Origin of the sequence: Emergencia sp. 1XD21-10 (assembly GCF_009936045.1) — a bacterium.
In the GTDB taxonomy this organism is placed as follows: Bacteria; Bacillota; Clostridia; order Peptostreptococcales; family Anaerovoracaceae; genus Senimuribacter; species Senimuribacter intestinalis.
Genome location: NZ_QWEQ01000005.1, coordinates 133,596 through 147,607, shown reverse-complemented (window position 1 = coordinate 147,607; position 14,012 = coordinate 133,596). Strand labels below are relative to the sequence as shown.

The following is a 14,012-nucleotide window of genomic DNA, read 5'->3' as shown; positions in this document are numbered from 1 at the left end:
ATGGGCAGGTGATTCATTGTCGACTCACTGCCGCAGAATCGGGCAGAGGAGCAGGGATTTCTGAATTTCACCCCTACCCAGGAAGTGGAATTTATGGTATACTACATGTATGCTAGTTTGAAGAGGAGCATTGCGCAGATTATCTTGCGTGAAGAAGAATATATTTATAAAGGAGAAGACCAATGGACAAATTAATTATCAGTGCTTGCATTTGCGGCGCAGAAGTAACCAAGGAACAGAATCCGAACGTTCCTTACACTGTAGAAGAAATCGTTAGAGAAGCAAAATCTGCTTATGATGCCGGCGCATCCTTAATCCACCTGCACGTTAGATGGGATGACGGTACACCAACTCAGGATAAGGGCAGATTCCAGGAATGTATCGATGCAATCAGAAAAGAATGTCCGGACGCAATCATTCAGCCTTCCACCGGCGGTGCTGTTGGTATGACCGATTTGGAAAGATTACAGTCCACAGAGGTAGTTCCAACTCCAGAAATGGCTACTTTAGACTGTGGTACCTGCAACTTCGGCGGAGACGAAATCTTTGTAAACACTGACAACACAATTGTCAACTTTGCAAAGATCATGCAGGAAAGGGGCATTAAGCCTGAATGTGAAGTATTCGACAAGGGTATGATTGATATTGCTATGAAGACTGCACACAAGAAGGGTTTCCTGCCTAAGCCAATTCACTGGGACTTCGTACTGGGCGTACAGATGAGCGCTACCATCAGAGACCTGGTTTACATGGTAGAATCCATTCCTGAAGGTTCCACCTGGACTGCAACAGGTCTTGGCAAGAACGCTTGGCACATCGCTGCTGCTACTATTTCCTTAGGCGGACACGTTCGTGTAGGTTTCGAAGATAACCTTTACATGGAAAAAGGCGTTTTAGCTGAATCCAATGGACAGATGGTCGCTAAGGTCGTAGAACTGGCTAAGTTGCTCGGCAGAGAAGTTGCTACACCTGCTGAAGCAAGAGAAATTCTGGGTCTTGCTCCACTGAAATAAGTATATTAAGCAAAGATCTTTAAAGCCGCTGGGGGATTATACCGGCGGCTTTTGCTGTGCTTTTATAAATAGCTGATGGACATGTTAAATTCTAGGGCGGCGCAGTTCAGTAAACGAAGTGTTTTTTACTTTTGCAGAACTTTGCCCTTTATCCGTGCAAAAAAAGGAAAAATTTCGTATGAAGTAGTGAATCAGAATGGAAAGTGAGATATTTGGCGAACATTTAAAGAAACTAGAAAGAAATTCATCAAATTTTCTTGGACAGAAATACTTCTCAGTTCAGAAGTTAATGCGAAATAGCCGTGGAGGCGTTAATTGAGTTGTAACGATAAATACTTTTTCCTTTTTTTGCGCCTGCAAAGGGTAAAGTTCTGCAAAGGGAATTTTTGTTTCAGAAGTGCAGGCAGGAAGAGATTGAACGAAGTAGACAAAGACACCGCTTTTGCGATGTCTTTAGTCTTTCTATCAGTGCGTGGCAACTGATAGATTTACAGCTTTACTTCAGCTAGTCTTCAGCATTATTTCCGAAGATTAAATAATCAGCGGAAACATTCAGGATTTGAACCAGCAGTATGAATTTTTGCATTGAGAGTCCTCTGCTGCCGCGCTCAATGTTAGCGAGAAATTTTGGCGTAATACCCAGACATTCAGCTAACTGTTCTCTGGAAAGTGCTGCATGTTCTCTGCTGAGACAGATCCGCATACCCATGGCTACTTGGTCAAATGTTTGTAATGACATATCCTATTTACCTCCTTTCGTTCTTGATAGTTTTGGTATGACATAAGTTGTAAAGTAATGTCAATAGTAAAAAGGGGAATAGGTCAAATTGACCTAAAAACTATGCAACGGTTTTCCTCACATAACCAACGGTTATATAGATTTTTTTATCGGAAATTGCATTTATCATGTTGGAAGGGGATGGGTATTAACAAAGGGCTTGAGTTTAGAGTAAAAATCTGTCATAATAAAATAAGATTTGTAGAGGAGATAGTATGATGATTACTGGCGAATTGAAAAACAAAATTGACGGAATTTGGGATATTTTTTGGTCGAGTGGAATGACAAATCCGCTGACTGTAATTGAACAGATTACATACCTTATGTTTATAAAAATTCTTGATGATAATGAGCTAAAGAAGGAAGCTAATGCAGCAGCATTTGATATGCCGGTTGTCAATCCGGTTTTTGATGAAGAACATCAGTGCTGCCGTTGGCATAAATTTAGACATTTTGAAGCAGATGCCATGTTTAGGAACATGACAGACAAAGTTTTTCCTTTTATTAAGGAAGAACTGCATGCAGGAAAGGATACGGCATTTGCTAAGTATATGAAAGATGCACTTTTTCTTGTGCCGACTCCTAGGGTGTTAGTGCGCGTTGTAGACGCTTTAGACAGTCTCGATTTGGACAATAAAGATATCATGGGAGATGTATATGAATATCTGCTTTCACAGATGGCTACCAGTGGAACGAACGGGCAGTTCAGAACGCCGCGTCATATCATAAGAATGATGGCTGAACTGATGAAACCAGGTCTTGAAGACACAATTTGCGACCCTGCAATGGGATCTGCTGGATTCATTTGTGAGGCGGCAAGATATATTTCGGAAAACTATGAAACTGAACTGATGAAAACGGAGAACAAGAAACACTATGCAACGACCATGTTTTCTGGTTTTGACACTGACCAGACGATGTTGCGCATCGGTGCGATGAACATGATGCTTCATGGGGTTGAAGCACCGAACATTAGCTGGCAGGACTCCCTTTCCGAAGATAACACACATAGAGACGAATACTCGCTCATCATGACAAATCCACCTTTTACCGGTTCACTTGATAAAGAAACTATCGCAAAGGACTTATTGGCTCTTGCGTCGACAAAGAAAACGGAACTTTTATTCCTTGCACTATTTTTAAAGTCCCTTAAAGTGGGTGGAAGATGTGCGTCTATTGTTCCGGACGGGGTTTTATTTGGTTCATCCAAAGCACACAAGGCAGTGCGTAAAGAAATTGTTGAAAATAACCGACTTGAAGCAGTCATTTCTATGCCGAGCGGTGTATTTAAGCCTTATGCAGGTGTTTCGACTGCAATTCTTATTTTCACTAAGACAGGAACCGGTGGTACCGATAAAGTTTGGTTTTATGATATGAAATCGGATGGTTTCAGCTTAGATGACAAACGTTCGCCGATAGACAATAGTGATATTCCTGATATTATTGAACGGTTCCATAGTCTTGATAAAGAGGATGCGCGGGAGCGGACGGAGCAAAGCTTTTTTGTACCGATAGATGAAATTAAAGACAATGATTATGATTTGTCTATTAACAAGTACAAGAAAACAGAGTATATTCCGGTAGAATATCCGCCGACAAGCGAAATCATGGCAGAGATTAAAGAACTAAATCAGCAGATTGAGTCAGAGTTAAAGGAGCTTGAGAAGCTGCTGGAATTATAGAACAATAACTAAAAGTTTGTATTGCCTGTGGAGCGAAAGTTTTGTGAAGAAACGGTGCTAAGGGCAAATAAAATGAAAGGAAACGCAAAATTTGGATTTGTAGTTGAATTGATGAAAACGTTTGATGAGATATTTATTGATTGCACTAAATATGGAGTAAAAATAAAAACTAGTGAATATTGCGAACAAGGCAAAAATATTATTGTAGATCAGGGACAAGCAAAAATTGCAGGATATACTGATAATAGCGAGGGACTTTTTACAGATGTTCCTGTTATAATATTTGGGGATCATACTAGAACGATTAAATATATAGATACTCCTTTTTTTCTGGGAGCAGATGGTACTAAAGTGTTGAAGTCTAAATTAGAGGATGCAAATTATAAATATCTCTATTATGCGCTTAAGAATACGAAAATACCAAATACGGGATATAGTAGGCACTTCAAATGGTTGAAAAATGCTAAAATCCGATATCCAAATATACAGAAACAAGAAGAAATTGTATTAATCCTTAATAAGATTCAGAAAATTATCGAGTATAACCAAACTCAACTTGCTAGACTAGACGAATTGGTAAAAGCCCGATTTGTAGAGATGTTTGGGGATCCAATAGATAATCCTAAAAAATGGGAAATGGCGACTATTGGTGATATAGTAACAGAGGTAAGGTATGGAACAAGTAGACCTGCTGTTGAGACAGGCAGGTATCCCTATTTAAGAATGAATAATTTGACTTATGATGGTCATTTAGATTTAACAGACCTTAAAAGAATTGATATTCCAAAGAGCGAGATTGAAAAGTGCATTGTACGGAAAGGGGATGTGCTGTTCAATAGGACAAATAGTGTTGAACTTGTTGGTAAAACCTGTGTTTTTGATGAAGATGAGGAAATGGTTATTGCGGGATATATTATTAGAGTCAGACTAAAACCTATATTGAAACCTTTGGTTTTATCTTGTTTTATGAATACCAAGTCAGTAAAGGAAAAACTTAGAAGTATGGCTAAAGGTGCAGTAAATCAAGCTAATATCAACGCAAAAGAATTGCAAGCGATAGCAATATATATTCCTCCAATAGAACTTCAACAGCAATTCGCTGCCTTCGTCGAACAAGTCAACAAATCAAAAGTTGCAGTGCAGAAAGCACTGGACGAAGCACAACTTTTATTTGATAGTTTAATGCAGGAATATTTTGGATAAGGAGACTTTATGACAGATTTTCAATTAAAGCCAGTAATTGAACCAACAAATGATTATAATAAAGCTAAGAAAGATGTAATACAGGCAATTGAATCAATTCGCAAATTAAATCCAAGGGAACAGGAAAAGCTATTAGAAGAGATTGCTAGGATGGTGGAGAATATTATGTTTCTAGATTTGATTCGAGGTATAGGTAGATGAGCAAGAGTTGAGTACGGAAATCCTTGAAAGATGTGTTTTTATTTGATAGTATAATGCAAGAGAGTGTTTTGGATTATTATGAAGAAATTTACCCCTACGGAATATGATATTGAAATGAGTGAAGGAATTGCAGAGGAGTATGAAAAATACGAATGTAATCGTAGAAGCCCTAAAGAAACTTTTGAACATTGGCAGAGTCAACGGCCTTGCATGGTATTCAAATATAGGGGGATAGACACAGAAGCGAATCTTAGCCGAGCGATTGATATTTTTGAAAAAGCACGATTATTTTTTCCTAAAGCAAGTAGCTTAAATGATCCATTTGAGGGCGGAAATGTAAATTTTCTTTCTGACGAAGATGACAAAGATAAGGAAAGATTTAGACAAAGGATTGGAAATACTAGAATTCTTTCACTTTCTAAAGACTGTTTTTCTGCACCACTTTGGGCACATTATGCATCCGAGGGGAATGGGATTTGCATTGGATTTCACACATATGAGAGTTTTAGTTCAATACAAAAATTGGGATATTCGAATACAATCGATAAAAAACAATTTTGGTCGGTAGATATTGATGATGCCGTCAAAAATGAGTATTGTTGGAAAAATAAGGATTGGTCTTATGAAAATGAATATCGCATACTCAAAGAAGTAAGTGACGATGAAAATGAAGATTATTTTTGCTTTTCTTCAAAAGAGATTCTTACGGTTATTTTTGGCGAAAATGTTAAACCGGTAGATAAAAAATCTTTATTGAAATGTATACCTAAAAATTGTGTCATTTTTGATATAAAAGCTGATAAAAATAGGGCAAGATATTATCTTATTCAAGATGATTTTCCTGAAAACAAAATTTATGAATTGGATGAATTGTATGATGCTGTTATTAAAGAATAAATGCTACTTGCACCTGCTTTGTTTCAGAAGCATTTTTACTGATAATCTGTGAATACTAATTTTGAGGTGATAGATAATGCTAAACATATATTTTGGAGAAATGCCGGAAGCGGACTTTCCCAATTATGTCTATAATACAAGTGTATATTTTGACAATACGTATTTAGATGCTTGGATTACAGATGAGTTTTCTCAAAAGATGATTAAAAATATAGATCAGGCAAAGGTAATTAGTCCTAATGCTGTTGACAGCAGAGCATTAGGTGTGATTCCTGTTAAACAGTTATCCGGTGGAGTAAAAACTTTGCTGCTTATCCAGCATGATGCGTCTAAGATTTTTAATGCGTCTACTTGCGGAGATAACTGTGCAAAGTGGATTTTAAAGCTTGCCAAGCGTTCAGATGAAGATATTGTAATTAATTTACGGCACTTAATGGACTTTGGTGAAAAGCCTTTTGAATTTAAAATCATGAATAACGGTAAAGTGGTTAGCAACATGCAGGAATATATCTTGTCTGCGGGCATGTATTTGTAAGGCGGTGAGAAAGTGAAAGGAAAGTATACCGTAGTGGTAAAAAATCGCCGTCTGCAATATAAGTTTTCAATTGAAAGAAACATTACGGTTTTAAAGGGTGACAGCGCGACAGGAAAAACCACTTTGATTGATATGATTGCATCTTATCAGCAGAATGGTGAAGCAAGCGGTATTACCCTCAATTGTGAGAAATCGTGCACTGTACTGACAGGACTGCGCTGGCAAGAAAATTTGTCTTTGATTTATGACAGCATTGTATTTATTGATGAAGGTGATAGATTTGTGCTTACTGATGAGTTTGCAAGCGCAATTCAGGGAACGGATAATTATTATGTCATTGCAACGAGAGCACCTTTATTCAATCTGCCATACAGTGTGAATGAGATTTATGGAATTAGAAATACAGCCGGAAACCGCTATCAGGGAACAAAGCGTTTATATGCAGAGTTTTACAATTTATGCGATGTGCATGTAGAATCCATTCCGAAACCGGAGCTTGTAGTAGTAGAAGATTCCAATGCGGGCTATCAGTTCTTTGCAGACTTTTTTTCAAAATACGATATACCTTGTGTTTCGGCACAAGGGAAAAGCGGAATTTATCAAGAACTTTTGAATCAGCCCTATTCGACAGCATTGGTAATAGCCGATGGCGCAGCCTTTGGACCTGAAATTGAAAGAGTGCTGTCGCTGCAAAAGGTTAAAAATCTGATTATCTATCTTCCGGAATCTTTTGAATGGATGATTTTAAAGTCAGGAATTTTGCAGGAGCGTGAAATCCAGGAAATTTTGGATGCACCTTTTGATTACATTGAAAGCAAAGCGTACTTCAGCTGGGAGCAGTTCTTTACTGCTTTGCTAGTGAACAAAACCAGTGATACGGCATATTTGAAGTATAGCAAAAGTTCACTGAACAAGGCGTACCTGAATACAAAGGAGCAAACAGCTATTATAAATGTAATGCCAGACTTATGGCTTAAATAATTTTTCGGTCGCAGGGATGTTGGTATACTAAAAAGGAAAGAGGTATACTGACATGGAAGAAAAAATTGTAACAATTCTCAATGAGATGGCTGAATATTTGAATGTCAGCCAAATGAAAAAACTGCAGGAAGTTATGCTGAAAGCTTTTGCTGAAAGTGAGGCTGAAAAGACTGAAATTGATAATAGCGAGTATCTAAAGATGTTCCTCGATGCAAAGCGAATCGAAGGCTGTTCGGATCGGACGATAGACTATTACAACAAGACAATTACCCATTTGATTTCGAAAGTGGAGTGCTCTGTGCGGAGAATCACGACAGAGGAAATGCGAGAATATCTGGCTGATTATCAAAAAATTAATAACTGCTCCAATGTAACAATTGATAATATACGTAGAAACATTTCAAGCTTTTTTTCTTGGCTTGAGGAAGAAGACTATATTTTAAAGAGTCCGATGAAGCGGATTCACAAGATAAAGACGAAAACGGTAGTGAAAAGTGTTATTTCCGATGAGGGAATCGAACGGCTTCGTGACTGCTGCAGGGAAAGTCGAGATCTTGCCATGATAGACTTGCTGTATTCGACCGGAATGCGAGTTGGGGAACTTGTGAATTTGAATATTGAAGATATAGATCTTGAACGGCGTGAATGTGTAGTTTACGGCAAAGGTGATAAAGAGCGGCGTGTATATTTTGACGCAAAAGCCAAAGTTCATTTGAAGGAGTACATAGAAAGCCGAAAGGACGAAGAAGCAGCCTTATTTGTGACACTGAATGCACCCCATCGCAGGCTGAAAATAAGCGGTGTGGAAATTCGAGTAAGAGAACTTGGGCGAAGTGTTGCGCTGGATAGAATTCACCCGCATAAATTCAGACGAACCATGGCGACGAGGGCAATTGATAAAGGCATGCCGATAGAGCAGGTGCAGAAAATATTAGGGCATTCCCAAATTGATACAACCATGCAGTACGCCATGGTAAATCAGGCGAATGTAAAGAACTCACACCAGAAAATCATGGGATAAGGAAAGTGAGGGCTTTTGAAAAGATGATTGATTAGAGGTAAAGAACCGTAATAGGAGGAAAAACATGTTCCCTAAAATTGTTCAGGTTGTTCCAACAGAGGGACATACGGTTTATGTGTATTTTGAAGATGGTAAAATTGTGTGCTATGATGTAAAGCCTCTCCTTGAAAAAGAAGTGTTTGCCGTTTTAAGAGAAATTGATTTTTTTATTAAATCTTGCATGATAATGAATGACACTTTGGCATGGGATGTGTCGGGTAATAGGGATAGCTCTAATTGTATTGATATTGATCCAGATACATTGTATATGCTTGAGACAGTAAAAGAGGAAATCGCATAAATTTGGATTTGCGAAGATAATGGATGGATAGAATTAGGTTGGGAACATTAACAAGGATAAGAACAGGAAAACTTGATGCAAATGCTTCGTCAGAAAATGGAGAATTCCCCTTTTTTACTTGTGCAATGGAGCCACTAAAAATAGACGCATATAGCTATGATTGCGAATGCGTTTTAGTTGCGGGAAATGGAGACTTAAATGTCAAATATTATGATGGGAAATTTGATGCGTATCAAAGAACTTACATCATTGAAAGCACTGATAAAGAAAGAATAATTGTTCCTTATATATATTATTTCCTTGAAGGTTATATTGACACGTTAAGGGGACAGTCGATAGGTGGAATAATCAAGTATATTAAACTTGCGAATTTGACTGATGCTCAGCTTTTAGTTCCATCAGTATCAGAACAGAAAAAAATTGTGAGTATTCTTGAGAGTGCAAAAGCAATTATTCATCACTATAAAATTAAAACTGAGAAACTAGACGAATTGGTAAAAGCCCGATTTGTAGAACTCTTTGGTGATCCGGTGCTAAATGACAAGAAGTTTCTTACGGTATTAGGAGACAGTTTTTTCAAACTTTCAAACGGTAAGGCTGTATCGGAAAAGAAAAGATATAAGGCAGGGATTCCGGCATATGGGGGGAATGGAATTTCTTGGTTCACAGATAAGCCTTTGATAGCAGACGATACGTTGGTGGTTGGACGTGTTGGCTTCCAAAGTGGAAATGTTCATTATGCTGAGGGTCCATTATGGATAACTGATAATGCAATGTATATCAGCAAGTATGATAAAGATAAATTTAATCTGATGTTTTTATGTGATCTTATGCAGCATATTGATTTTTCGAGGTTTCAGGATGCTGGAGATTTGAAGAAAATCACACAAAAGCCTTTTATGAATTTTCGATACATACTTCCTTCAATGGCTCTGCAGCAGCAATTCGTGGATTTTAAGAGGCAAGTCGACAAATCAAAAGTTGTATTAGAAAGAAGAGCATGTTACAATTAGTAAACCAATTGAAGAATGAAAGGAAAATGATATGACGAAAGACGTATTGTCATTTATTGTATATATGATTCATGCGTGTGCAAATAAATGGGGTGTGAGTCCGTCTGTAGTATACAAGAAAATGCAAACAGCAAATTGTATAACAAATTTTTTAGTGCCCAATTATGAGATTCTTCATACGCAAAGCACGCAGTATATAGTAGAAGATATTAACGATTACCTTAATGCAAGGGGGATATTGATATGATTATTTATCATGGATCAAGTATAGCTATCGAAAAACCGGATATAGAGCATTCTTTTAGGTCATTGGACTTTGGCAAAGGTTTCTATACAACTTCCGTAAGAGAACAAGCTGAACGATGGGCTAGACGAAAGGCAGATATTTTAGGGCAGGAAAAAGGGATTGTCAATGTATATCAGATGGAAGAAGATTCTTTAGGCTTACTGTATAAAGTGTTTTCAGAGGATCTAAGCGAATGGATTGATTTCGTGTGTGCATGTAGAGATTGTGGAAATGAGTACTTACAATATGATGTTATTATTGGTAAAGTTGCAAATGACAAAGTGTTCCGGGTAGTAGACATGTATCAGGCTGGAATCTGGGACAAAGAGCGTGCACTGAAAGAAATAAAGGTTTATCCTACATATGATCAAATCGCTTTTATCAGTCAAAAATCAATCGACCGATTGCTGAGTTTTGAGTCATACTATGAGGTGTGAAGATGGATGAAATAATTTTAGAAAGAGTATATCAAGAGAATCTGGAAGAAAGAATTATCATTTATCTTGCGGAAATAAACCATCTTACTTATGAAAAAGCCATGGATATATATTATAATAGCAAATTAGCAGATAAAATCCAGCGTGGGCAAGAGGGAATTCAATACTTGGACTATAAAGTATTATCGGAAATACTCATAGATACCGAAAAAGAGTTATTCGTGTAAAATATGAACTAAAGCTAAGAGAACGCATTAGATGGAAGGTCAAGTAACAATTAGAATCTAGGATAAGCAACGAGGTATAAAAATGAACTTTGATTATTTGAAACAAAATCCAAAGATGAAAAAACTTGCGCTATTTTGCAGCGATGCAGAGCAGCTTGTACATTCAAGACCGTACCTAAGCGGCATGTCGGCGAGACAGGCTCTTGAATATTTGGTTAAACTGGTTTTTGCCTCAAAAATTGAGCCAGTGGAGAACCGGAGCATTTTTGATATTGTCGACGATTACAGATTCGTCAATTACATAAACGATGACTATATCATGAATTCGATTCACTTCATTCGGAAGATGGGAAATGTAGCGACGCATCAGGGTGAATTGACTTCGGCGGAGGCATTGCAAGTTGTTGAAAATTTACATTTTCTCGTTGGTGAAATGATGATGTTGTTTGGCGTGGTCGATGATTATCCTGTCTTTGAAGCACCGGCTAAAAGAGCGAAACCAGAGCCGGAGAAAACTGTTGCGGTAAGCAAAGAAAAGGTTGTCGTTGAGCCTGAAATTGTTGCAGAGTTTGCACAGAGAATGCGCAAAACTGTTTTTTCGACAGAACACGGTCGAGATGAAAATGAGAATAAAAAGTTATTTATAAAGGCATCTTTGCGTGAAGCAGGATGGAAGATTGTCAGCGTAGAAAATCAGGCGATGCCGTGCTGTGCCAGCATAAATTGCATGATAGATGATAGTGGCGACTTTATTGACTATGTTCTCAATGGAAGAGATAATAAGCCTCTTGCAATAATCGAAGAGACTGAGACGAAAAAGAATCCTGTTTCCGGCAGAAATAAGGCAATTAAAATTGCTGATTTGATGGAGCAGAAGCATGGATATAAGCCGATTATCTACTATACTGACGGATATCACATCTACTGTATCGACCAGTTGGGATACAAAGCAAGACGCATATTTGACTTTCATACAGTTGATGAGCTGGAGCTTTTGAAGCTCAGAGCAGGTATTCGTACGGATATTACAAATCCGGACATCAATGAAGAAATTATAAACCGCGACTATCAAAAAAATGCGGTAAAAGCGATCTGTAATGCTTTTTCTGATTTTCGTCGTCACAGTCTTGTTGTAATGGCAACAGGAACCGGAAAAACCAGAGTGTCAATAGCAGCAGTAGACGTGCTTATGAAAGCAAATTGGGTGAAAAATGTTCTCTTTCTTGCAGACCGCACGAGTCTGGTGAAACAGGCCCATAAGAACTTTAATAAACTGCTGCAGGACGCATCAACGTCGATTTATGCCGGCGGAAATTTTGAGAAAGATGAGAATGCCAGAATCATATTCTCCACATATCAGACCATGATAAATCTGATTAATGATGATACAAAGGAGTTTGGAATCGGCAGATTTGACCTTATCATTATTGATGAAGCACATCGTTCAATTTTTAAGAAATATGGTGCGCTATTCCATTATTTTGATGCGCTTATGCTTGGGCTTACAGCTACCCCGAGAAGCGAGGAAAATAAAAGTACCTACGAAGTGTTTAATCTTCAAAATAATGAACCGGATATGGCGTATGAACTGGAAGAGGCCATAGCGGATAAATATCTTGTAGGCTTTAGTGTACTGGATAAAACAACTGAAGCGATGAAGAGAGGCATAAAATATGATGACCTCACAGAAGAGCAAAAGGAACAATTTGAAGAGGAATTTACGCCGGAAGATGCTGCTTTCAGTGATTTTTCAGGAACAGAAATTGACGGTAAGCAAGTTGGAAGACGGGTTATCAATATTGGAACAATAGATGCCATGCTTGGTGACCTTATGAAGAATGGACTAAAAATTGATGGTGGTGATAAATTAGGAAAAACTATCATTTTTGCAAATAGTCATATTGAGGCTGCTAAAATCGTAGAACGGTTTAATCATCTTTATGAGGGTGCAGGGGAAAATTTTTGCGCCCTTATAGACAGTCACGTGGAAAACAGTGATAATTTGATAGAACTGTTTGAGCAAAGAGACAGTCTTCCACAGATTGCTGTTAGTGTAGATATGCTCGATACGGGCATTGATGTGCCTGACATTCTAAACCTTGTGTTTTTTAAACCAGTGAAGTCTAAGATAAAATTCTTGCAGATGATTGGCAGAGGAACAAGGCTGTCTTCTGATGTTTTTGGACCGGGCGAGGATAAGCGAGGATTTCTTATTTTTGACTACTTTGACAACTTTGGCTATTTTAATACGCAGGGTAACTGGAAGACGATGAATGCAGATACAAAGTCTTTTACCGGTCATTCACAGACTTACAACTTAAATAAGCGTAAGCTTAGCATATTGAAACAGCTTCAAGAATCTTCAAAACTCACAGCCTTTGAACGCAAATATCAGGACAGTTTAAAGGACTATTTCGTTGCTGAAATACGCTCTTTAAACAATGATGAGATTGAAGTTCAGTACAATATGCCTTTTGTTAGTAAGTACAGAACGGCAGAAAACTGGGTGGGTATAACGGAGATAACGCAGCAAGAAATTGAAGAGCATATTTTATCGTTGATTCCGGCGGAGAAAGACCACGTGAAGATTAAAAGCTTTGATATGCTGATGTATGTGGTAGAAGACGAATATAAGCAGAAAATTGATGAGGGAAAGGATCCTCTGAAGATTAGAAATGGTTTTATAAATGTTTCTGATGCAATATCGACTCGCATGAAGGAATTACTAAAGTTAAAGACGATTCCAGACGTTGTTAAAAATGAGCAGCTCATCAAAGACATGACGGATTGTAACTATCTTTATGAAAATTTTTCTCTTGAAAAGACTGAGAATATCCGTAAGCAGCTTAGGAGATTGATGCAATATCTTCCGGATAAAAAGAATTATTGGATTGTAAATATTCCAGACAAAATTATAGATGAGCAAACGCCTGCGGCATCTCCTGAAAAGTCCTACGCTGAGAGAGCTGAGGAATATATACAGAACAGCCAAAATCCTGTATTTGCAAAGATTAGAAATTTGGATATGCTTTCTGATGATGAGAAAAATGAGTTAGAGGATATATTCTATAATCAGCTTGGTACTATCACAGAGTTTAATATGTGGTCGGAGAATAAAGCCCTGTTACCGTTTATCCGCTTACAAACCGATATTGCTGATGAAGCGATACAGACCAAGTTTGGCGCTATTCTAAGCGACCAGACGTTGAGTGAGATGCAGAGAGGGTATTTGGATCAGATTTTAGATTATGCTAAAACTAACGGGGATATCACATTTATGGATTTGCAGCAAGTAAGTCCATTCTGTGACTATAATGTCGTTGACCTTTTTGGCGATAAATTGACGTTAATCAAGGATTTGATTAACGGAGTTCATAAACCTGTTCAGTAAAGGGGAG

The 14,012-nt window shown here is 37.9% G+C and carries 15 protein-coding genes; 14 read left to right on the top strand and 1 reads right to left on the bottom strand.

From position 1 onward, the window contains the following. The first annotated feature begins 182 nt into the window (after positions 1-182). The gene (locus D1151_RS04435) at positions 183-1,013 is read left to right on the top strand and encodes a 3-keto-5-aminohexanoate cleavage protein (protein WP_160202345.1); all 831 of its coding nucleotides are present in this window, start codon (positions 183-185) and stop codon (positions 1,011-1,013) included. Positions 1,014-1,518: 505 nt separating this feature from the next. On the opposite strand, the gene D1151_RS04430 is transcribed toward D1151_RS04435, so the two are convergent. After that, entirely contained in the window at positions 1,519-1,752 is a 234-nt protein-coding gene (locus tag D1151_RS04430) for a helix-turn-helix transcriptional regulator (RefSeq protein ID WP_160202346.1), read from the bottom strand. 254 nt (positions 1,753-2,006) lie between these two features. Here D1151_RS04430 and D1151_RS04425 point away from each other — a divergent pair, with 254 nt between their 5' ends. The 13 genes from D1151_RS04425 to D1151_RS04365 all read left to right on the top strand — a co-directional run bounded on the left by D1151_RS04425 (position 2,007) and on the right by D1151_RS04365 (position 14,005). Beyond that, entirely contained in the window at positions 2,007-3,473 is a 1,467-nt protein-coding gene (locus D1151_RS04425; protein WP_330588280.1) for a class I SAM-dependent DNA methyltransferase, read from the top strand. Between the two features lie 72 nt (positions 3,474-3,545). Next, positions 3,546-4,676 (top strand): restriction endonuclease subunit S, encoded by a 1,131-nt coding sequence (locus tag D1151_RS04420; RefSeq protein WP_161908097.1) that lies wholly within the window; start codon positions 3,546-3,548, stop codon positions 4,674-4,676. A 9-nt stretch (positions 4,677-4,685) separates the two neighbouring features. After that, complete coding sequence (locus D1151_RS04415) at positions 4,686-4,877, top strand: hypothetical protein (RefSeq protein ID WP_161908096.1); 192 nt, start codon at positions 4,686-4,688, stop codon at positions 4,875-4,877. 78 nt (positions 4,878-4,955) lie between these two features. Then, positions 4,956-5,774: a DUF2971 domain-containing protein gene (locus D1151_RS04410; protein WP_161908095.1), complete on the top strand. Its 819-nt coding sequence runs from the start codon at positions 4,956-4,958 to the stop codon at positions 5,772-5,774. A gap of 76 nt (positions 5,775-5,850) precedes the next feature. Beyond that, positions 5,851-6,309, top strand: coding sequence for a DUF4869 domain-containing protein (locus tag D1151_RS04405; RefSeq protein WP_161908094.1), 459 nt, complete (start codon positions 5,851-5,853; stop codon positions 6,307-6,309). A gap of 12 nt (positions 6,310-6,321) precedes the next feature. After that, on the top strand, positions 6,322-7,290 hold the full coding sequence (locus D1151_RS04400; RefSeq protein ID WP_161908093.1) for a translation initiation factor 2: 969 nt from the start codon (positions 6,322-6,324) through the stop codon (positions 7,288-7,290). Between the two features lie 52 nt (positions 7,291-7,342). Beyond that, the gene (xerA, locus tag D1151_RS04395) at positions 7,343-8,311 is read left to right on the top strand and encodes a site-specific tyrosine recombinase/integron integrase (RefSeq protein ID WP_161908092.1); all 969 of its coding nucleotides are present in this window, start codon (positions 7,343-7,345) and stop codon (positions 8,309-8,311) included. 64 nt (positions 8,312-8,375) lie between these two features. Further along, the gene (locus tag D1151_RS04390; RefSeq protein WP_161908091.1) at positions 8,376-8,651 is read left to right on the top strand and encodes a DUF2442 domain-containing protein; all 276 of its coding nucleotides are present in this window, start codon (positions 8,376-8,378) and stop codon (positions 8,649-8,651) included. Between the two features lie 23 nt (positions 8,652-8,674). Then, entirely contained in the window at positions 8,675-9,664 is a 990-nt protein-coding gene (locus D1151_RS04385; protein WP_161908090.1) for a restriction endonuclease subunit S, read from the top strand. Between the two features lie 31 nt (positions 9,665-9,695). Then, positions 9,696-9,911: a DUF3791 domain-containing protein gene (locus D1151_RS17315; protein WP_161908089.1), complete on the top strand. Its 216-nt coding sequence runs from the start codon at positions 9,696-9,698 to the stop codon at positions 9,909-9,911. Beyond that, positions 9,908-10,387 carry a DUF3990 domain-containing protein gene (locus tag D1151_RS04375; RefSeq protein ID WP_161908088.1) on the top strand — a complete coding sequence of 160 codons (480 nt, stop codon included), beginning with the start codon at positions 9,908-9,910 and terminating at the stop codon, positions 10,385-10,387. The genes D1151_RS17315 and D1151_RS04375 overlap by 4 nt, the downstream gene beginning before the upstream one ends. 2 nt (positions 10,388-10,389) lie before the next feature. Further along, a complete protein-coding gene (locus tag D1151_RS04370) occupies positions 10,390-10,614 on the top strand; it encodes a hypothetical protein (protein ID WP_161908087.1) in 225 nt (74 codons plus the stop codon). A gap of 82 nt (positions 10,615-10,696) precedes the next feature. Then, the gene (locus tag D1151_RS04365; protein WP_161908086.1) at positions 10,697-14,005 is read left to right on the top strand and encodes a DEAD/DEAH box helicase family protein; all 3,309 of its coding nucleotides are present in this window, start codon (positions 10,697-10,699) and stop codon (positions 14,003-14,005) included. Positions 14,006-14,012 lie beyond the last annotated feature (7 nt).

Excerpts from the sequence above, each read along its gene's own strand:
- D1151_RS04435 (WP_160202345.1), top strand. The coding sequence starts at position 183 with ATGGACAAATTAATTATCAGTGCTTGCATTTGCGGCGCAGAAGTAACC.
- D1151_RS04430 (WP_160202346.1), bottom strand. The coding sequence starts at position 1,752 with ATGTCATTACAAACATTTGACCAAGTAGCCATGGGTATGCGGATCTGT.
- D1151_RS04425 (WP_330588280.1), top strand. The coding sequence starts at position 2,007 with ATGATGATTACTGGCGAATTGAAAAACAAAATTGACGGAATTTGGGAT.
- D1151_RS04420 (WP_161908097.1), top strand. The coding sequence starts at position 3,546 with ATGAAAGGAAACGCAAAATTTGGATTTGTAGTTGAATTGATGAAAACG.
- D1151_RS04415 (WP_161908096.1), top strand. The coding sequence starts at position 4,686 with ATGACAGATTTTCAATTAAAGCCAGTAATTGAACCAACAAATGATTAT.
- D1151_RS04410 (WP_161908095.1), top strand. The coding sequence starts at position 4,956 with ATGAAGAAATTTACCCCTACGGAATATGATATTGAAATGAGTGAAGGA.
- D1151_RS04405 (WP_161908094.1), top strand. The coding sequence starts at position 5,851 with ATGCTAAACATATATTTTGGAGAAATGCCGGAAGCGGACTTTCCCAAT.
- xerA (WP_161908092.1), top strand. The coding sequence starts at position 7,343 with ATGGAAGAAAAAATTGTAACAATTCTCAATGAGATGGCTGAATATTTG.
- D1151_RS04390 (WP_161908091.1), top strand. The coding sequence starts at position 8,376 with ATGTTCCCTAAAATTGTTCAGGTTGTTCCAACAGAGGGACATACGGTT.
- D1151_RS04385 (WP_161908090.1), top strand. The coding sequence starts at position 8,675 with ATGGATAGAATTAGGTTGGGAACATTAACAAGGATAAGAACAGGAAAA.
- D1151_RS17315 (WP_161908089.1), top strand. The coding sequence starts at position 9,696 with ATGACGAAAGACGTATTGTCATTTATTGTATATATGATTCATGCGTGT.
- D1151_RS04375 (WP_161908088.1), top strand. The coding sequence starts at position 9,908 with ATGATTATTTATCATGGATCAAGTATAGCTATCGAAAAACCGGATATA.
- D1151_RS04370 (WP_161908087.1), top strand. The coding sequence starts at position 10,390 with ATGGATGAAATAATTTTAGAAAGAGTATATCAAGAGAATCTGGAAGAA.
- D1151_RS04365 (WP_161908086.1), top strand. The coding sequence starts at position 10,697 with ATGAACTTTGATTATTTGAAACAAAATCCAAAGATGAAAAAACTTGCG.